We start from the raw sequence: 20,375 nt of genomic DNA on the forward strand, positions 1-20,375 counted from the left end.
TGAATAGTTATTGAATGAATAGTGTTCCGTCTTTGTAGCTGGTGATCATTGTTCTGTCGCCAGTCTGGTATGCTTTTCCGGATTCGGAGATGACGTCTACTTCGCGCATGGCTCCGTCCCGGGTGGTCTGTACGGTATATTTGCTGTCACTTTGTTTGAAATAGATTACACATTCCCGTCCCACAAGCTGGTCGGTCTGCTCGGTGTGGTTTACTTGTTGCAGTTGATAAGCTTTTTTATAAAGGAACCACACGGCGAAAACAAAGAAGAGTCCAATCAGGATGGCGATGATATAGCTTTGGATTTCCGTGTTGCCTGCCAAGTACATGTACCAGCCGAAGCCGATACCAAAATGGGTGAGCCCTTTAAAAGAAACTACGCTACTGATGTCGGCATCTACGTCCACATCTGCATCCATGTCTCCGAAAAAGATTGATAGAATAAATTGAATTACAAAAATGCCTGTTGTGACAAGGGCAATAATGAGAAAAGTAGTATTGCTCATAATTTTGTACTGTTAGTGAATTATATGTATTGTTCCCCAAATATACAGGTTTGTGCGGATTATACAAAGATAAATGGGATAAAATGACTACTTTTGCACGCAAAAAACCTAAAAAAAGGAATTAGCGTGCAAAAGTATTTTATTTATTTGGCTTATGACGGAACCAACTATCACGGTTGGCAGATTCAACCGAACGGAATTAGTGTGCAGGAATGTTTGATGAAAGCATTGTCCACTTTCCTGCGTCATGAAATAGAGGTGATAGGGGCTGGGCGGACAGATGCGGGAGTGCATGCTTCTTTGATGGTCGCCCATTTTGAATTTGAAGAGTTGCTGGATACGGATTCCGTCACAGATAAGTTGAATCGTCTGCTCCCTCCGGATATTTCCGTTTATCGGGTTTGCCGGGTCCGGCCGGATGCACATGCGCGTTTTGACGCAACTGCCAGAACGTATAAGTATTATGTGACAACGGCGAAATATCCTTTTAACCGGCAATACCGTTGCCGTGTTTACAATCAATTGGATTATGAGCGGATGAATGAGGCGGCACGTACCCTTTTGGAATATACCGACTTTACGAGTTTCAGCAAATTGCATACGGATGTAAAAACAAATATTTGTCATATCACTCATGCTGAATGGACACAGGAAGATGATGCCACCTGGGTATTTACTATCCGTGCCGACCGTTTTTTACGGAATATGGTACGTGCTATAGTGGGCACTCTTCTTGAAGTGGGGCGTGGTAAACTTTCTATCGAAGGGTTCCGTAAGGTCATTGAACAGCAGGATCGTGGCAAAGCGGGTACTTCTGCACTAGGAAATGCTCTTTTCCTGGTAAATGTGGAATACCCCGAAAGTATATTTGAAAGTAATAAATAGTAAACCCTAAAATAGTAAATATCCTTATGTGGTTATTATTAGCATTTCTCTCAGCTACTTTGCTGGGATTTTATGATGTATTCAAAAAAAAATCGCTGAAAGACAATGCGGTACTGCCCGTTCTGTTTTTGAACACTTTCTTTTCCAGTCTCATCTTTCTGCCGTTTATTCTGCTTTCTGTATTTCAACCTGCCGTATTGGAAGGAACGGTATTCAATGTCCCGGTTGCGGGATGGGAACAGCATAAATATATTATTATCAAGTCGTTCATCGTGCTTTCCTCATGGATATTCGGTTATTTCGGGATGAAGCATTTGCCTATTACCATCGTAGGGCCGATTAATGCCACCCGCCCGGTAATGGTACTTGTCGGAGCTATGCTTGTGTTTGGCGAACGGTTGAATCTTTATCAATGGATTGGTGTGATGCTGGCTATTGTCTCCTTTTTCATGCTGAGTCGTTCGGGAAAGAAAGAGGGGATTGATTTTAAACATAACAGATGGATATTTTTTATTGTATTGGCTGCGATAACAGGGGCTATCAGCGGATTGTACGATAAGTATCTGATGAAGTCGTTGAATCCGATGCTGGTGCAGTCCTGGTATAATGTTTATCAGGTTTTTATCATGTGTCCTATTTTGTTGCTGCTTTGGTGGCCGAAGAGAAAGTCCACCACTGCGTTTCGTTGGGACTGGACGATTATTCTGATTTCTGTTTTCCTTTCGTCAGCAGACTTTGCCTACTTTTATGCGCTGAGTTATGAGGATTCTATGATTTCTATCGTTTCGATGGTTCGCCGCGGAAGTGTCATCGTTTCTTTCATTTTCGGGGCTCTTTTCTTCCGTGAAAAGAATTTAAAAAGCAAGGCGATTGACCTTATACTGGTGTTAATCGGAATGATATTCTTATATTTGGGGACTAAATAAGATTGATATGAAAATAAATAAACTTTGTATTGCTATATTTTTTTCGGTTGTCGGGTTATTTTCCCTGACTTCCCTGCACGCACAAGAGGCCAAAACTTTGTTTGTGAATATGCCAGACTCTTTGAGTCCCTTGCTGACTAAAGTGAATCGTGCCGATTGTGTCGATTTTCTGGAAAGCAAAATGAAAGCACTAGTGGAAAATCGTTTTGGAAAGAAATCCGAAATGACGGAGCTTGGCAAGGACTATATCCGTATGCAAATCTCTCCGCAAACTACGTGGCAGATGAAAGTGCTTGTGTTGAACGATACAACGAATATTATCTGTACAATATCTACAGCTTGTGCTCCTGCCTGTGATAGCAGTATCCGTTTTTATACGACGGACTGGAAACCGCTTGCTGAGTCTCAGTTCATCACTTTGCCCACAATGAATGATTTCCTGAACACGCCGGATTCCACAAGTACAAGTATATATGCCTTTGACGAAGCACGCCGTCCGGCAGACATACTCTTGATGAAAGCCGATTTCAACAAGGAGAATACAGACCTGACCGTTACACTTACTACGCCCGACTATATGTCAAAAGAAACGGCGGAAAAACTGAAAACGTTTCTCTGCCGTCCTATTGTTTATCGTTGGGAGCATGGAGCTTTTATTAAATAAACTCTCCACTCTCTCTGTTTTTTATTCTTAGCTCTTTAAGCATTCATTGATGAATGCCACCATCTCCGGTGTGTGTGCTTCTACGCTTTGAAGTAGTTTGAATTGTGCCTTGGTGCGAACCAGATTATGTTCCGGATATTTAATCTTGTAGTAAGTATCTCCGTTGATATAATCGGCAAGGAAGCGTACGCATTGCATATATGGGAATAAAGCCGCAGCATAAGGAAGATTTTCTATCTCAATCGGTGTCAGGAATGACTTGGCACCTTTCAGATAGCCTTTCGTAAATGCTTTGAATATTTCCATATTGAAGTTTACGCGGTCAAGGTCTTTGTCATCTTCATCACCGGTGTTGGCTCCCGTACGAAGGAAGTCACCGTAATCTGAGAATATAAAGCTGGGCATAACCGTATCCAGGTCGATGACACAAAGCACCTTGCCATCTTCATCGAACATCATATTATTCACTTTTGTGTCACAATGGCATACTCGTTTGGGCAGTTTGCCTTCGCGGTATAAGCGTTCAGCTTTGCACATTTCGTCTGCACGTTTTTCTATTTCGTCCAGGAAATATTGCACTTCAGCCACTCGTCCGGCAGCATTGGCGGCAACGGCGTCACGCAGTTGTTTCAGACGGAATTCCATATTGTGGAAGTCGGGGATAGTCTCACCCAAAGTCTCAGGTATATCTGCCAGCATAGCCTGGAAGTTACCGAAAGCTTCTCCGGCATAGTTTGAATATTCGGGATTTACGGTTTCATAAGTCTTGGCACGTGGGATGAATACCATAACACGCCAGTAGTTGTCACCGTCAAACCAATAAGTCTTACCTTCTTCTGTTTCAACGAAAGACAAGACTTTACGGTCGATATCCGACTCTCCCGCTTCTGTCAGTTTCTTACGGATATGTCCTGTGACAGCAGCAATATTGGATTGAAGCATTTCTACATTCTGGAAGATAGCATGGTTGATGCGTTGCAAAACGTAGTCGGGAGCGTCTGATTCTTTTGTGTTTACTTTGTAGGTGTCATTGATAAGTCCTGCTCCTAACGGCTTGATTTCTTCTACTGTGCCTTGGACTTTGAATTTAGCTACAATGCTAGATAAATCTTTCATGGGTCTTTTCTTTAAAATTTATACTAAGGTTATTGATACTCATATTTGGCAGCTTCATTAGCTTGACCGGCCGAGCGAACAGGAACCAGGGTGAATCCCCAGTTGTATTCGCGGTTGGCAGGAATCTGATAGAAAGGTTCCGGGTGTGCTCCCCAACTGTCATAACCACCGACTCCTTGTTGTTTCATATCCACGCAAACTTCCACAAAATCTCTTGGAGTGATGTCATTGACGTGGTGCATTCTTCGCAATACGTTGCGGGCAGCTTGCTCATCATGGTTGGCAACCTCTTCCGGACTGAAGTTATTCCATTGGTAAGGGTGGGGCAGTGCTTCTTCCGAGTCGAAATCCTCAATAGAATTGCGCAAAGCATTGAATCCGACAAGACTGTCGGCCACAATAGCCAGTCCGCTGCCTTTGTCGGGTGACAAGGCAATCCAGCGAGTATCCGTATGATGTCCGTTTTCCTGTGGGCGAACGTAGTTGAAATACATCTTGTCAGCCGTAGTTTTGTAGACTCCGACAAGTGTACCATGATTGCGGTCAATGTAGTTTTCTTCCGGGCCACGGCCGAAGTACTGTACGTTATTCATCTTGGCAGGCAAGCGGAAACGCACACCGATACGGGGAACTTCCAGTTTGGAAGCAGCTTTGCGGGCAGCACCACTTCCTGGGGTGAAGGTAGCCATGCGGGTGGCTTCGGACACTTCTGTTTCGGCAGCTTGCATATCCGTAGAGGTAAACGTAGCGTTTACATTCACCGCTCCACTCGGATAAATCTTATAAGTCACGACATATAGATTGCCGGCAGCCAATAAATAAGTCACTTTCAATGAAACGACTTTATTTTCCGTAGTCATGCTGGCATCTGTCACATGGAAATTCTTGCTCGATTGTTTCCAGACCTGCAAACGTTTGGGAGCACCGTTTCCGTAATCATTGTCATTGGGAGCACGCCAGAAGTTAGGTTGAATACCAAATCCATCTTTGAAATACTCTGTTCCGTCTACTTTGTAAGAAGTAACCAATCCGCTTTTCTTGTTAAATACAAAGTTCACTTTTGAGGATGAGGCTATCAATTCATCTCCTTGTGTAGATGTATTCAATGCGGGGCCACTCACCTTATACGTTCCTTTCTCAGCATGGATAGGAAGTTGGAACTGGTCGTATGCAATTTCATATCCGACAGGAATCAGAGGTTCCGGTTCTGTCGTTGTCACACTGAAGTTGACAAAATATTCAGTTCCCGGTTGGGCTTTCAATCCATTTACCGGTACTGCAAACTCTTTGGATGCTTGCGGAGCAATATCCAAAGATACTTTTCCACCTCTTATATTCTTGCCATTAGCAACGACATTATAATGAATCTGGTACTTTTTCAGGTTTGTAAAGTAGAAGCGGTTGGTAATCTTAAATTTGCCGGATGCGGCGTCTGTCGCTTCAAACCCTACATTCTGATGTACATACTTCACCTCGGCCATTGCCGGATGCGGACCGCGGTCGGGGTTTACAAGACCGTTGCAAAGGAAGTTGCCATCACTAGGCATATTTACACCAAAGTCGCCACCATAAGCCCAATACTCTCTTCCGTTCTTATCTTTCTGAAGGATACCTTGATCTACCCAGTCCCAGATGTATCCGCCCTGAAGATTCGGATATTTATAGATTGCCTGCCATTGTCCCCACAGGTTTCCGGTGGAGTTACCCATAGCGTGCGCATATTCGGAAGGAGCTATAGGACGGTCGCTGCCGTTCTTGCCTATATTCTCCAACCAGTCAGCACCCGGATATTGGGGAACGTACATATCAGTGTTCCATTCCCATTGGGCACGCTCATAGTTTACAGGACGAGCCATAATATTCTTATCCGCTTCTTTCAGCCACAGATATGTTTGATAGAAGTTATATCCGTTTCCGGCTTCGTTACCTAACGACCAGAATGTGACACTGGGATAATTCTTATTGCGTTCGAACATATTGATGGTACGATCCATATGAAGTTTCAGCCATTCCGGGTTGTTGCCCAACGAGCCGCCTTTACGGAGATCGTAATACATACCATGGCTTTCGATGTTCGCTTCATCATATACATACAGTCCATATTCATCACAGAGTTCGTAGAAACGGCGATCTTGCGGATAGTGGCAAAGACGTACACTGTTTAAGTTGTGCTGTTTCATTAACTCAAAGTCACGGCGCGTCAGTTCTTCTGTTACATAGTGTCCTGTCGCAGGATTATGCTCATGGATATTTACGCCTTTCAGTTTTAATGGCTGTCCGTTGATAAACAGGCAGACATATGGTTTACCGTTGGCGGCTTTCTGTTCGATCGGTTTAATCTCAATACGGCGGAAACCGACATTGAAAGGAATAATTTCTTTTACTTTTCCATTCTCTTTTACTGTCATCAGTAATTTATACAGGTTCGGATGTTCGGATGTCCATGTATTTACATCTGCCAGTTTTTTATCGAAAGAGAGTGTACGTACTTCATCAGTAGGGATATAGGCTGTTTTCTCTTCGGTAGCGATGACTTTGCCTTGAGCGTCCAATAATTCATAAACTAATGTTAGATTGGCTGCTTCTTTTTTATGGTTTCTCAAGTCTACGTTCAAGTCAAAAATACCATTCTTGTAACTGTCATCCAAGGTTGATGTTACTCTGAAGTCTTTAAGGGCAGCTTTGGGTTGTGAATAGACAAACACGTCACGTTCAATACCGCTGATACGCCAGAAGTCCTGACATTCGAGATAAGAACCTGTACTCCAACGGAAAATCTTCAACGTAAGCACGTTCTTGCCCGGTTTTACATACGGATTGATTAAGAACTCGGCAGGATTCTTTGAATCTTCGCTATATCCTACTTCCTTGCCGTTGATATATACATATACGCCTGATTTGGCTCCTGCCAGATGCAGATAAATATCCCGTCCGTCCCAATCGGCAGGAATGTCGATGTCGCGGCGATATACACCAACGGGATTAGCTTCCGGTAAGATGGGCGGCTGCGGGTTACGAGCCTTGAATTCGTAGCCGTGGTTTGTATAGATGGCTACTCCATGTCCCTGTACTTCCCAGTTGCCGGGTACCTGAATATCATACCATGAGTCCGTACTGGTATTCGGGTCGGTAATGTTGTCGGGAAGATCCTTGTAAGAATCTGCAAAGTAAAACTTCCATGTTCCGTTTAGTAACCGGTAGTATTTGCTCCGTTCAAATTTGCCGCTCATGGCATCGTTCCGGTTATCATACGTCATAAACGAAGAACGGGGATATTCTTTGTTGACTGCTACCACCTGCATGTCTTGCCAATATGGCTTTTGGGCATTATCAGCTATGGTATTGGTTGTCACCAGGGAAAATATTCCCATAAAAATGTTAGTTAATAGGAGGGGGTACGATCGAAATTTCATGTTTTTCAATATTGGTTTCTCATTCTTTTTTATTTCACTTTAATATGGTCAAATCCTTCTCCGTAAACTCCGATGACAGCACTTTGTGAAACAAAGGCTTTCGGGTCGATGTCTTTTATCAGCCGGAAGATAATGGTAGATTCCCGCTTCTTGGCCAATACAAACATCATTTTCTGTTCTCGTCCGGTGTAGAACCCCGTTGCATTGATAATTGTAACTCCCCGGTGCGGATATTCATTGATTCGTTTTCCTATTTCCTGATATTTATTGGATATAATGAAAAACTGTACGGACTGCCGGGCGCTATTCACTACCTGATCGAGTACAAAGCTGCAAATATAGAGAGTTGCAAATCCATACACTACTTTTTCCCAGTCTTTTAAGACAAAATAACTGGATACTATAATAATCATATCACAAATTAATACAACTCTCCCTAATGTGATATCCCGGTATTTGTTAATAATGGCCGCGATAATATCAGTGCCGCCGGTACTTCCGTTGGCCGAAAAGGCCACCCCGATACCACCGCCACAGAAGGATGCTCCGATAACGCATGCCATAAAAGGCTGGTCGTGAAGAAGGCTGATACCTGCTGCCAATTTCTGTATGACAGATAAGAAAAAGGTCAGGGTGAATACTCCAAAAATAGTTTTGATGCAGAATTTCAAACCGAGCAGTTTGAGTGCCAGTAGCAGCAGGAAGAAATTGATAGTAAAATACGTATATTGAACAGGGAAGCCGGTAGCCCAATATACGATAGAAGCAATGCCCGGTACTCCCCCGGTAGTGATATCATTAGGAAGCAGGAAAACTGTCCAGCCGATGCCGTATAAAATCATGCCGATGGCAATCATTACATAATCTTTAGCTTCGCGGATAATGCTTTGCTTGGAAGGCCTTGGAATAGCTGTTTTCATAAATGCGATTATGATGTTCTATAAAATGTTCGAACACGAACCTATGAATAATCCGGCTTTGGGGGAAAGCCGGATTGGTTCGTAGTGTTCGTGTAAAAAAGGAAAATTCTATTCTATTATTTTGCAAAAGCGTGACGGTAGCCTTTTACCTTGTTCCATCCGCCGCGGGTGAAATCGGGAACTTCAACCGGAGCTGAATTGTTTTCGATAGAAAGGCGGGTAAGTTCGGCCATACAGCACCATTCTGCAAGGTCATAAACGTCCATATCCAACGGCAGACCATTCTGCAGGCAGTATGCCAGGCGATAATCCATGATAAAGTCCATACCACCGTGACCACCTACTTTCTTGGCAGTCTCTTCCAGTTCTACGTGGATGGGGTGTTTGTATTTATCCATTAGGGCTTTTCTTACATCGGCAGGTACGGAACCGTGTGCGTTCAGGTTTTCGTGGTTGGGCACATCGTCCGATTTCACTTGTGACGGTCTCAGACAGTATTCCTGAGTCGGATATTTGCTTGCGTAACCGTCTGCACCTACTATCTGATACATACGGCTGTAGGGGCGGGGAGTCATTACGTTGTGTTGAATCAACATGGTCTTGCCGTTTTCGGTGCGGATCAAAGTTGAAGTCTGGTCACCGTTCTGGAAATCGGTCACCTCTTCGCCTGTCTGTTTCTTGATATAAGCCGGACCGTTAACAGCTTTTGTATCCATTGCCACTAAAGTCTTCATGCGGTCGCCACGGTGGATGTCAAGTAATTGGCAAGCCGGACCCATACCGTGAGTAGCGTAAACGTCGCCACGGAATTTGTGGTTGTAGTCCATACGCCAATTGTTCCAGTATGTACCCCAGAAGTCTTCCAGGTTGTGGATATAAGCACCTTCTACATGGAGCACTTCACCGAATACACCTTGTTGTGCCATGTTCAGAGAAGTCAGTTCGAAGAAGTCATATACACAGTTTTCCAACTGCATACAGTGCTTACGGGTCTTTTCAGACGTATTGATTAATTGCCAGATTTCGTCCAGTGTCATTGCAGCAGGCACTTCGATAGCCACGTGCTTGCCGTGTTCCATAGCATACACGCCCATTTCCGCATGGTGTTTCCAGTCTGTTGCGATATATACGAGGTCGATGTCTTCACGTTCGCAAAGTTGTTTCCATGCATCTTCCGAACCGCTGTAAGATGCAGCTTCGGGCAGTCCGGCATTTTTCAGAATTTCCTGTGATTTCTCTACACGCTCGGGAGCAAGATCGCATAAAGCTATGATTTTAGTTCCCGGGATGTGTGTCCAGCGTGCTACGGCACCGGGACCACGCATTCCCAGTCCGATGAAACCGACACGTACGGTATCAATTTTGGGAGCAACAAGTTGGATTACATCCTCTTGACCGGCTGGGCGGGCAGGGGTTTCAACTTTGATCGGTGCAAAAGCTTCCTGAGTTTTTTGCTGTGAGGTGCAGCTAATGTGGCAAGTTAATAAAAGGCCAAGTGCTGCGACTGTGAATAACTTTTTCATCATGTTTTTTAAAATTAAAATTTTGAAATAGGGGGTTATTTGTCGTTTCTCATTTGATGGGTCAAAAATAGTAATTAATTAGACAATAACGTGTATCTGTAGACAATAATTTTACTTTTATTCGTGTTGCAGGCCGAATATCCATATATAACAAGGTTTGCAAAATTACTTGTTGTTGCATATGGGGGGCAACAACAAGTAATTTGCAGTGTTAAGTTTATATTTCTTAGTTGAGGGGCACTCGTTTTCCGTCTGCCTGCACGGCAAATACTTTCGCATTTGTCATGGAGATGGATGCCGGAACATCGAATGTGAAGGAGTTGGAGAAATAGAGGATTTTTCCGTTCTCGCTTCTTTCGCGTACTTCAAACGCAACAGCTTCTTCTCCGTTTTGAATGCTGACCGCATTGCCGGAGATGGTGGCGCTTATTGCTTTCGTGATTTTTACATTGTTTTGGAATTGTGTGTAGTACCCTACATCTCCGACTTCGTTGTAACGGTAATCGTTGGTGGGGAACTCACTTTTCTTTCTGTCCTCAATGTATTGGAAAGCGTGTTTCGGCTGTGGGTATTGCGCCATGAATCTTTTTGCTTCGTCAATCATAGTTTGGGTAACGGTGTACTGGAAATCTCCATATTGGGAGATGGTGGTGCTGACCGTACCGAAAAATCCCCACATCTCGAAGAAGTCTGTCAGATTTTCGTTGGCAGCTTTACTTGCCATCTTGGCGAATTCCAGTTGTTTGCGTCCGGGGTCGTTCTCATAACTTGCTCCCACCTCTTCGCGCATAAGTTTGAAGAGTGTTTGCCAGAAGTCGGTTTTATATCCGCAGCGGTGGTAATAATTCCACAATTGCCAATTCATGCGCATATGTACTTCGGTATCTTCGCCCTGGTGGGTGGCGTCGCCCATGTTATACCACAGTTGTTTGTCGCGATATCTGGCGTTGGCAACCTCTACCAGTCCGTTACCGCGTGATTTGTATTTGCCTAATTTGTAGATGATGAAGTTTGAGAACAAATTGTTGGACGATTCCGTGCATCCTGCCCAGTCGATGGCTTTTTGATGAATGTGTCCGATTTCGTGGGCGGGGCCCCATGCATTGTCTTCGGCGGCCATTACGTTGTCGTATAGCAGGATATTGCCTAAGTAAGTGTAGACGAATGCGATTCGGTAATCGGAGGCCCACATATAACTACCTTCCGGCGAGATGGCAAAGAGATGGTTGTTGAACTGGCTCGGACGTACGTCGTCGATACCCATAAGTTCTTGTTCCCATCCGATGATGTTGTCCCACAATTCGATGGCGGAAAGGATGTTGTTGCGCACGTGTTCCAGCATTTTTGTCCGGTGGAAGTAGAAGATGATGTTATTTCCTTTTACTCCGAAATATTTGTCAGTGGCTTTCGACAGTAGTTCCGCATATTTGGCGTCCGTTTTGTGCGTTTTCAAGTCGAAGAAACCCGATACTTTCCCACTACCCAACGGAATGTGTATCTTTATGGGAGCAGGCTTGGAAGTCAGGTCGCAGTTGTACATAACGAACAGTTGTCCACGGTTGCGTATGGTGATTTTGTTGACACCTTGTTTCAGGTAGTAGATATCACCTGATGCGGCGGTCTGTACATAGGGAGCATCTTCCAGGAAATTGGTTCTTTCTTCTCCTACGCATTGAAGAGATACGTCTTGTCCGTGTGTGTCGCCTACAAGAACGATGATTTCATCGTTTTGTTCAACGGAGATTCCTGTCAGATTGTCCAGGCAACTGTAATGCTTGGTCATTAATTTGTTTGCCCATATATTGACATCGCTGTATGCTTCGTAGTTGCGTATGCGGAATTCCTTTTCCCATTCATCGTAGGTATTATTCTTTAAGGCTTCGGCAATGCGGATAAAATAACTATTGGGCAATGCTTGTATATCTTCATTGGTTATTCCGTTTTTCAATTCTGTACAGGTTATGTCTGTAAATACGGTCAATAGCTTATTTTCGAGGGTTTTATCGGTGTTTGTTTTAAAGAACTGCATTTCGTCGCAACTCACAAAGTTGCCCAATCCGCTTTTTACAACAAATTTGATTCCGGTAGCTTTTATGCTGTTTTTGAAAGAAACTTTGGATGGATTATTTTGCATTTTGAAGTCGTAGCTACCTTGCAGGGTATAGTTTTTTCTTCCTTCATCTGTAGAAGTATAAACTTCTACCTCTCCGAAATTTCCATTTCCAGAGCGTGTGTAATAGATGAAATAGTCTATTTCCGTATCACCTCTGAAATAGTATTCCAATGTTACGGGAAGTTGGGTATTGTTCCATAGACTGTGATAGTGTGACTCTGTTCCGTCAATCGTGAATTTTCCGTCATAGGATTTTTCGATACCGTATCCCGGTTGGTATTCGCTTGCTTTTCCGCCATAAGGTTTTATTTGAATATCTGCATCTACAACTACGTCGTTAGAGCCATATTGGGTAATAGTAATTGTATATTTACGAATGGGAGAAATCACATTGATGGTTGCTGTTCTTTTATCTCCGGTATTTTCTTGTATTGATACATTTATGTGGTCAGCAGATGGAAATGCAGTCAGCCACTTATCTGTATATACCACTTCCCATTCTTTGACGGAAAGCGTGGTGGTGACTGGTATGCTGAAACTTGTAGCTGATTTGTCTAATTCTTTGTTTAATGTTTCACTGGCTATTTCAAAGATATTTGTTGCATTGGCTTTATTATCGTCTTTGCAAGCTATCAGGATGACAAGTGACAGGCAGAATATGGTTTTGGATATAATGTGTATTAGTTTCATTCCGTTTCATTTTAAAAGGAAATGAATAGTATTTCCTGTATAGAATAACTATTCATTTCGCATATGTTTATTTAAAGATTAGAAAGAACTTACAGAGCGTATAAACTGAATTCACTCCATACGAAAAATGCACCACCTGTAAAGTTTTGTTTGCAGATAAAACGTATGCTCTTAAACGGAGACGTACTTTCCAGTTTGGTAGAGTTGAACACTTCCGCACCTCCGCCGGGAAGTGAATCGGCATCCCAGGCATATGACTTAAGTGGAGTGAATGTTTGTCCGTCATTGCTTGTTTCGACATCAAACCATGCTAATGCGGCGTTTCCATTAGAATCTCTGTTGGTATAAGAGAACATAAATGACGATATGGTGTTCGGTAAGTTGACTTGTACATAATGTTTTCCTTCTACCGCAACACTCCATGCACTATGGAAGAATGTTCCTATCTTTCCATCTAATACATTGGCCAATGGACCTTCGGAGGGCTCTTGAGCATTGGTAGATAGCATACTTGCTTCCAACGGGAATTTTGAATTTACTCCTAACAGGTAAGCATCGTTGTCTTTTTGGAATGTTTCAAGGCTGATGCTTTGCAAAACCAAAGGAAGTACGTAAGTATTCATATCTAATTCAGTAGTCTCCGTTCTGTTGACAGTGACGGTCAGATTAGCGGTTTTGTTACCTTTGCTGAAAGTTACTACACCATTGTTTTCCAATGTATATCCATTTTGTAATAAAGGATGATTTCCAGCCTTAGTCTCATCAACTTCGACTGTACAAGTGAAATCCCACTTATTCTCTATTTGCAGTTCTAACGGAATGGTCAGAGTGGTCGTACCTTTACCGCAATATTGAGCTTGTAATCCTTTTTTTGTAAAGGTAACAGACGGTATAATCACATTAGGTCTGACAATCAGTATATTCTGTGCACTGCTTACCGAATCTGTCTCACTTTTTAGAATTAACGGAATCACATAATCTTTTTCTGTATCAGCCAATTCATCAATGTTGTTTGTATGTAATGTCAGATTGACTTTTTTATATCTTTCGTTAGCATTGAAAAACATATCCTGTCCGGCTAATTCATAGCAATTTTCCGGTAATGCTTCAAGCGATAGACCGCGTGTTTCATTGTAAACCTTCAGTTCTTCTTTATTCATTGGACAAATGACAGCTTCCGCAGTTTTTTCCGGTGAAGTACCGTTTTTCATAATTGAAAGTTCGTAAGTAGAGTTTTCGCCCGTTTTGTAAATGGTTAAATCTACTATTCCATTTGTTTTCAGCATAAGTATTTTCTGAAAATCAGCTTGGAAGATAGCACTTTCATCAATATCTTCGCAAGCGGTGTTGATGGCTAATAATCCCAATAATAAGGATGATAAATATATTTTTTTCATGTTTGTAGACGTTTTATGAATTAATAACCGGGTGACTGTACCATTTGAGGATTTTTGTACACTTCATTGTAGAATACAGGAGCAATGTACATTCTGTTTTCCCATGCATACGGTTGCGGAACCTTCACGCGTTGGTTATATTCCTCAAAAGTGGGGTTCACCTTTGCTTCTGCATTCAGACCTTCGCGTTTTCCGGCAGCAAGATATTTAGGACCCTCTACCCAACGACGGATATCGAAGTAACGATGACCTTCTCCCCATAATTCGATGAAGCGTTCATTGCGTACCCAATCCATCAATGTCATATCTTTGCTGATGTCCTCTTTGGTCAGTGCGGGTACTCCTGCACGTTCGCGTATGATATTCAGGTTGTCTAATGCATCATCATTACCCAGTGCAGCTTGGCATTCGGCCAGGTTAAGGTATAATTCAGCCATTCTGATGAGTGGTTTGGGTTTATGTTGCAGGTTCCAACTGTTGTTTGCCGACAGATTCAGGTTCGGTTGGATATACTTTTGGCACAAGAAACCTGTTACGCAATGGTCTCTGTTGAATAATTCAGGATTGTATCCTTGCTTTTCTCCATTTCTTAACTCTAATTTTAAAGGTTGGCCGGCACATAGTGTAGACGAAAAATCACCGCCGTTGAATGCAATCCATGCATAATAGCGTGGTTCGCGTGCTATATTAATATTTATGATATCTTCACGGTCGGAAATACCTGCACTTTTTAACCAGTCTTCTTTTGCGTAGAATGTTTCGTCTTTTTCGGGAAGTTTTCCGTTCTTCGTATAGAAATGTTCTATTGTATAGAGGAAAGGTGAAATTCCACTATATCCGCTATACCAGTTACCACCGTTCAACTTCAATACACGTGTCGGAATGGAAGCTATATAATTATCGTCGGTGGCGTTCAATCCCCATATTGTTTCTTTATTTCCTTCGCTGGGTCTCATTTGGGTGACATATCGCATCAGAAGTACTTTTTTGGCAAATGCTTCCCCTTCCGGTGTGGATGTATTAATACCGGGAATGTAAGGTAGAGGTACATTCTGTTCGGCATATTTTTCTTCATTCCTATAAAGGTCGTTTCCGTTGCTTAGAGCAGCATCTATTGCCTCTTCACAGGCTTTTTGGGCACGTACCCATTTTTCTCTGCTATAGGTTTTGCTGACTAATTCTTTTCCATAACCGGGAGTCTCAAAATTTTTATTTTGCCATTCGGGGTAAGGGAAACTACCGTTCCATAGCGGGGAGGCTGCATACATTAATACACGTGCTTTCAGGGCTTTTGCTATGACAGTTGTAGCACGTCCCCATTCGCTGACATCTTTTGTACGGGTATCGGGAAGTCCGCTTCGGATAGCATCCTCCAACATATTTACAATCCACTCTGTTACATAGTCGTAGTGTGAACGGCCGTTGTAACTTGCATTTGGTGTGTCTTGCGGTATGTAGGAGTCGGTGATTGGGCAAGGGCCATAGAAACGGAGCACTTCAAAATGATAATAAGCAAGCAGGAATTTAGCTTCGGCGCTCCATTCGGTGCGTTGCTGTTCTGAAATACCTCGTGCGTTTTCTAATTCTTGCAAGAACAGGTGCGTTTGTCCGACAAACCGATAGAACGATCCCCAACGATGGTCTATCAAGTTCTGTGGTGTATTTAGATTGTATGCTACTTTATGAGCCGCGTGTCCCCATAATTCGGGCAAAGCATATTCGTCTGTACTGGCTTCCGAGTCAGTATAAGACATCGGACTTCTCACTCCTGCATAGCATGAATAGAGGAAACCGAGAGTAGATTCGGCATCTTGAGTCGCATCCGAAAGTCCGGGTTGCTCAACAGGAACTACATCCAGAAAATCGCATGAACTGACTATTCCGCACATTGCCATAGCAAATGCGCTGCTCCATAATTTTATGTTTTTAAGTAGTCTCATAATTCTAATAAATGTTTTTCAGGTTAAAAATTCAGTTGTAATCCAATATTAAACGTTCTTTGTAACGGATATTTGTACCATTCCAATTCCGGGTCCCAATCTTTGAATGGTGAGAATACTGCCAGGTTGTCGCCTGTGAGATAAACACGACCGTGTTTGAAACGGTAACCTAATTCCAAAGTCTTGAACCGTAGGAAATTTCCATTGCGCATCCAGTATGTGCTGGTTTGCTGGTTGTTTGCTACGCTACTGTTGGTTAATCCTAAACGGGGATATTTGGCATTCGGGTTCGGATTGGCTTCCGTCCAATAGTCATCGGCGATGAATTGGAAAATATTGCGGTCTGTTTCACCGAAAGGATGGATACCGGATACAAATATTTTACGCATGGCAGAACCGTTGAAGAATACGCCAAAGTCGAATTTTTTATAAGTGAGGTTAAGACCGAAACCATATTGGATACGTGGAGTTTTTCCATATTCGGAAATCAATGCTTTATCGTAGGAGTCGATAACACCGTCGCCGTTCAAATCGCGGTATTTGATATCTCCGGGTTGAGGAGTACTACCGAGGTTTTGTGCAGGGCTGTTGTCAATTTCTTCCTGGCTTTGGAACAATCCTTCTGCTATGTATCCGTAGGAAGCAGCGAGGGAGTGTCCTGTACTGGTTTGCCATTTGTACGGATAAATCGGTTCATCCAGATTTTCATATCTGTTTTGAGTATATGTGAAGTTTGTGCGTACATCCATTGACAAATCTTTTGTGATTTGCTGGTGGTAATTGCTGCTGAATTCAAATCCCCAGTTGCTCACTTCTCCCATGTTTTTCCACGGTTTGGCTGTGTAATATCCCAGTGATTCGGGCCATGCTTCACGGTGAATTAAGATGTTGTAGCGGCGTTCGTGGAAATAGTCGGCAGTAATGTTCCAGTTTCTGAATAAATTCAAATCAAGACCGATGTCAAATTTCCGTGAACGTTCCCATCCGCCGTTGACAACACCGTATTGATTGACGAAAGGTCCTTTTTTAGTTGTATTCCAATCTTCTCCGGTAGTGAAGCCTACGCTTCCCAAACTGAATGAGTCGATATACAAGAAGTGAGGAGAGTTGGCAATCAGACCTGTTTCATCACTACCTACAAGACCCAAAGAAGCTCTTATCTTCATGTTGTCGACTGTATTCTTGAGGGGTTCGAAAAATGGTTCATTGCTGATAACCCATCCTAAAGAAGCAGCAGGGAAGAATTCAAAGCGATTACCTTTTGCCAGACGTTCTGTTCCGTTGTATCCGAAATTGAATTCAAACAGATACCGTTGTCCGTAGTCATAGGTGAAGCGTCCGGAGAAGCCCTGGTTGCGCTTGGGAAGCGGGTTGTTGTAATAGGTCTCTTTATAATCACGTTGCATATACATCAACATTCCGCCTACGTTATGCAAACCGAATTGACGCTGATAGTTTAATTGGAACTGGAGCGTGATGGTACGGTCGCTGTTCTTGGCTATGTCACCTTGTGAGATATAATCTGTTCCGGAAGTGCCTAATCGTTCCAAGTCGTAAGTTGTGGGATTGAGGGGGTCGTAACTTCCGCTTGCCACTCTGTAGTAGTAAGGTTCTATGCTACGTGTATATGCGGTTACCGAGTAATTTTTGAAGTTTACCAATGCATTGGCACTTAAACCTTTTGTGATGAAATCGAATTTCTGGTTGATTTTCAAGGTTGTGTTCAATGTGTTTTCGTCCGACTGTTTGAACGAAGTTGACATATAAGCATACGGATTGCTACGGTAGTTATTACCACTGATGTAACTGTTACCGAATCTCATGTGGCTGTCGCCTTCTTGTTGCGGATAATAAGCCGGGAAGTTGATAGGATTGGCAGCCAATGTCATTGCAAACAAATCGGAAGTGCTGAAATTCGGTCCTTTGAGATTGCCGATTTGTGCATTCATGTTCAAGTCGATTTTAGTACTTGATGTCACCTTGTAGGAAATGTTGTTCTGGAAATTATATCTCAGGTTATTGATATTGTTGTTCCATGAATAAAGTTTGGGTGAATCTAACAATCCTGTATCGTGGTTGACATTCAAACTCATATAATAGGTTACTTTTGAACCACCACCCGACAAGTTGACGTTGGCACGTTGATTGATTGCCATATTTCTGAAAATTAAACTTCCCCAGTCAACATCAGGGTACACGTATGGATTGATGTGGCTACGTGTGCCGTCGATTTGTTCTTGTGAGTATTTGGGAGTGATTCCCGGAGTACGGGTTAACTGAGCTTCGTTGTACATTTCCATCCATGTGGCACCGTCTGCGAATTTGGGGAATCTCATCGGACTGTTGAATGAGTTTTCTACAGTGATGTTGATTTTTGCTTTCGAGTTTTCCTGTCCTCTTTTGGTGGTAATCAACATTACACCATTTGCACCACGTGCACCATAAATAGCTGTGGCCGAAGCATCTTTCAAGATAGAGAAACTTTCGATGGTTTCTGCAGGGATGTTATTTAAGTCTGTTGTAGAGATTTCCACATCGTCCAACATGATAAGCGGCGTTGCACGTCCGCCGAATGTGGCGATACCACGAATATAGAATTCGGATGCTGCTCCCGGTTCACCACTGGAGGTTGTTGCGATGACACCTGCCAGTTTACCGGCAAACGAATTGGTGAGTGAAGAACTCGGAGCTTTCAACTCCAAACCTTTTACACTTGTGATTGAACCTGTTACACTGACTTTTTTCTGCGTTCCCGAACCGACGATTACCACTTCGTCCAATACTTCGTTGTCAGATTCCAGTTTGATATTAATAACTCCTAAGTCTTCTACTGGAATTTCGCGCTTTTTGTAGCCGATGTAAGTAATTTCAAGTGTAATTCCTTTTTTGGTTGGTACGGAAATGCTGAAGTTACCATCCATGTCGCTAATGACACCTGTATTTTCACCTTTTACAACGATGTTTGCGCCAATGATTGGCGTGCCGTCGGATGCATCTGTAACTGTACCGCTGATGGTACGCTTTTTAGTCTGTTGTGTAGTTGTTGTTTTTTCTACTTTAAGGATGACTTCTTTTCCTTTGACAACATAGCTTATTCCGCTACTGCTGAAAACTTCGTGCAGAACTTTTTCGATAGAACCGTTGCAACTGATGTCTTTTTTAGGGACATTTTCCAAATCTAATCCATTATAAAAAAAGGAATAGTCACTGCTTTTCTCAATAATCTGAATAATTTGTTTGATTGTTAGAGATTGTCCATTAACAGTAATGTTTCCCTGTGAAGCAAGGGATGATAATGGACAAAAAAGCAATGCTAATGCGATATATTTGACATATCGCTTGCAACCGAAAATGGTAAAGTTTCTCATGCTTTTTAAATTTAAAATTAAAAAAAAATAATAATATAATATTCTCATTAATAAACGATTATTTTACTACCTTCTTCTTTCTTGTTCAGGTTCAGACTGTAGCATATTTTGTAAAGCACTTCATCAATTTTTTCATCATGCCGGATATTTCCACTGAATGAAGATTGTTGTATATGTGTTGCTTTTAAAACGATGTCACTATCATATTTCTGGTTTATGAATTCGATGAGTTGGTTTAATGGAATATCTTTAAAGGTATATTTGCCATTTTCCCAGTTGATATTTGTAATGCTTTCTATTTGAGTTTGTGAGTTGGCTGAATTATAAATGAGTTTTTGTGAGGGAAACATTTCCTTTGTTTGTTGGGTCGATTGTATGTTGAACTCAACCTTTCCTTTAAATAAGGTTACTTCGCAGAGATCGGTGTTTTCTTGCTTTACAAGAAAACAGGTTCCTTTTACCTCAATAAAAGCATCATTGATATGTACTTGAAAGGGGCTTTCTTTGCGTTTGAAAACTTCAAATAAAGAGTTACCGCTTAACCATACTTTTCTGTCTTTATTGAAATCTTTGTAATATTCAATAGAGCTTCCGGGTTCCATCCATACTTTACTGCTATCTGGAAGTATATGTAATGTGTTGTACTGTGTTGTAACCTTGACTAATTCATTTTCTGAAAATTTGTAGTTTAATGAGTGTTTCCACAATCCGGCTATACCTAATAATAGGGCAAGAGAGGCGGCAACGTAAATCCACCTAAGTTCTACAGGAACTATGTCATTTTATCTATTTCCCGTGAACAGGTTTAATTCATTGTTATTCTGTTTCGGACTAATTGAGAGCCTGTTTAAATTTTCCTGAGATTATGTTAGATAGGCTTTACCGACCAGTTTTTATTCGTCACATAGTCTCCGT

The 20,375-nt window shown here is 42.3% G+C and carries 13 protein-coding genes; 3 read left to right on the forward strand and 10 right to left on the reverse strand.

Going from position 1 to position 20,375, the window contains the following annotated elements; all coding sequences use genetic code 11:
• Positions 1-7: 7 nt before the first annotated feature.
• Positions 8-505, reverse strand: a complete 498-nt coding sequence (locus NSB03_RS05665) for a hypothetical protein (protein WP_024986527.1) — start codon at positions 503-505, stop codon at positions 8-10.
• Between the two features lie 126 nt (positions 506-631).
• Here NSB03_RS05665 and truA point away from each other — a divergent pair, with 126 nt between their 5' ends.
• Genes truA through NSB03_RS05680 form a run of 3 tightly spaced genes read left to right on the forward strand, consistent with a single transcriptional unit; the run spans position 632 to position 2,980 of the window.
• On the forward strand, positions 632-1,390 hold the full coding sequence (truA, locus tag NSB03_RS05670) for a tRNA pseudouridine(38-40) synthase TruA (RefSeq protein ID WP_024986526.1): 759 nt from the start codon (positions 632-634) through the stop codon (positions 1,388-1,390).
• A gap of 26 nt (positions 1,391-1,416) precedes the next feature.
• On the forward strand, positions 1,417-2,316 hold the full coding sequence (locus tag NSB03_RS05675) for a DMT family transporter (RefSeq protein WP_121765757.1): 900 nt from the start codon (positions 1,417-1,419) through the stop codon (positions 2,314-2,316).
• 7 nt (positions 2,317-2,323) lie between these two features.
• A complete protein-coding gene (locus tag NSB03_RS05680; RefSeq protein WP_024986525.1) occupies positions 2,324-2,980 on the forward strand; it encodes a DUF3256 family protein in 657 nt (218 codons plus the stop codon).
• Positions 2,981-3,007: 27 nt separating this feature from the next.
• Here the strand turns inward: NSB03_RS05680 and NSB03_RS05685 are convergent, their stop codons facing one another.
• The 9 genes from NSB03_RS05685 to NSB03_RS05725 form a co-directional block, all read right to left on the reverse strand.
• Complete coding sequence (locus tag NSB03_RS05685; RefSeq protein WP_024986524.1) at positions 3,008-4,096, reverse strand: phosphotransferase enzyme family protein; 1,089 nt, start codon at positions 4,094-4,096, stop codon at positions 3,008-3,010.
• A gap of 29 nt (positions 4,097-4,125) precedes the next feature.
• Entirely contained in the window at positions 4,126-7,467 is a 3,342-nt protein-coding gene (locus NSB03_RS05690; RefSeq protein ID WP_024986523.1) for a glycoside hydrolase family 2 TIM barrel-domain containing protein, read from the reverse strand.
• 71 nt (positions 7,468-7,538) lie between these two features.
• Positions 7,539-8,429, reverse strand: a complete 891-nt coding sequence (locus tag NSB03_RS05695; RefSeq protein ID WP_022140453.1) for a YitT family protein — start codon at positions 8,427-8,429, stop codon at positions 7,539-7,541.
• A gap of 116 nt (positions 8,430-8,545) precedes the next feature.
• Positions 8,546-9,952: a Gfo/Idh/MocA family protein gene (locus NSB03_RS05700; RefSeq protein ID WP_024986522.1), complete on the reverse strand. Its 1,407-nt coding sequence runs from the start codon at positions 9,950-9,952 to the stop codon at positions 8,546-8,548.
• Positions 9,953-10,178: 226 nt separating this feature from the next.
• Positions 10,179-12,755, reverse strand: a complete 2,577-nt coding sequence (locus NSB03_RS05705; RefSeq protein ID WP_257466271.1) for a M60 family metallopeptidase — start codon at positions 12,753-12,755, stop codon at positions 10,179-10,181.
• Between the two features lie 89 nt (positions 12,756-12,844).
• On the reverse strand, positions 12,845-14,152 hold the full coding sequence (locus tag NSB03_RS05710; protein ID WP_024986521.1) for a BT_3987 domain-containing protein: 1,308 nt from the start codon (positions 14,150-14,152) through the stop codon (positions 12,845-12,847).
• A 20-nt stretch (positions 14,153-14,172) separates the two neighbouring features.
• Positions 14,173-16,092 carry a RagB/SusD family nutrient uptake outer membrane protein gene (locus tag NSB03_RS05715; RefSeq protein ID WP_257466272.1) on the reverse strand — a complete coding sequence of 640 codons (1,920 nt, stop codon included), beginning with the start codon at positions 16,090-16,092 and terminating at the stop codon, positions 14,173-14,175.
• A gap of 23 nt (positions 16,093-16,115) precedes the next feature.
• Entirely contained in the window at positions 16,116-19,460 is a 3,345-nt protein-coding gene (locus NSB03_RS05720; protein ID WP_257466273.1) for a SusC/RagA family TonB-linked outer membrane protein, read from the reverse strand.
• A 47-nt stretch (positions 19,461-19,507) separates the two neighbouring features.
• Positions 19,508-20,167, reverse strand: coding sequence for a FecR family protein (locus NSB03_RS05725; protein ID WP_257466274.1), 660 nt, complete (start codon positions 20,165-20,167; stop codon positions 19,508-19,510).
• Positions 20,168-20,375: the final 208 nt, after the last annotated feature.

The sequence above is a fragment of the Bacteroides acidifaciens genome, assembly GCF_024623065.1.
GTDB lineage: Bacteria > Bacteroidota > Bacteroidia > Bacteroidales > Bacteroidaceae > Bacteroides > Bacteroides acidifaciens.

What these genes read in the sequence shown, in the direction of transcription:
- NSB03_RS05710 (WP_024986521.1), bottom strand. Translation starts at nt 14,152, where the DNA reads ATGAAAAAAATATATTTATCATCCTTATTATTGGGATTATTAGCCATC.
- NSB03_RS05695 (WP_022140453.1), bottom strand. Translation starts at nt 8,429, where the DNA reads ATGAAAACAGCTATTCCAAGGCCTTCCAAGCAAAGCATTATCCGCGAA.
- NSB03_RS05665 (WP_024986527.1), bottom strand. Translation starts at nt 505, where the DNA reads ATGAGCAATACTACTTTTCTCATTATTGCCCTTGTCACAACAGGCATT.
- NSB03_RS05720 (WP_257466273.1), bottom strand. Translation starts at nt 19,460, where the DNA reads ATGAGAAACTTTACCATTTTCGGTTGCAAGCGATATGTCAAATATATC.
- NSB03_RS05700 (WP_024986522.1), bottom strand. Translation starts at nt 9,952, where the DNA reads ATGAAAAAGTTATTCACAGTCGCAGCACTTGGCCTTTTATTAACTTGC.
- NSB03_RS05705 (WP_257466271.1), bottom strand. Translation starts at nt 12,755, where the DNA reads ATGAAACTAATACACATTATATCCAAAACCATATTCTGCCTGTCACTT.
- NSB03_RS05685 (WP_024986524.1), bottom strand. Translation starts at nt 4,096, where the DNA reads ATGAAAGATTTATCTAGCATTGTAGCTAAATTCAAAGTCCAAGGCACA.
- NSB03_RS05690 (WP_024986523.1), bottom strand. Translation starts at nt 7,467, where the DNA reads ATGGGAATATTTTCCCTGGTGACAACCAATACCATAGCTGATAATGCC.
- NSB03_RS05715 (WP_257466272.1), bottom strand. Translation starts at nt 16,092, where the DNA reads ATGAGACTACTTAAAAACATAAAATTATGGAGCAGCGCATTTGCTATG.
- NSB03_RS05675 (WP_121765757.1), top strand. Translation starts at nt 1,417, where the DNA reads ATGTGGTTATTATTAGCATTTCTCTCAGCTACTTTGCTGGGATTTTAT.
- NSB03_RS05680 (WP_024986525.1), top strand. Translation starts at nt 2,324, where the DNA reads ATGAAAATAAATAAACTTTGTATTGCTATATTTTTTTCGGTTGTCGGG.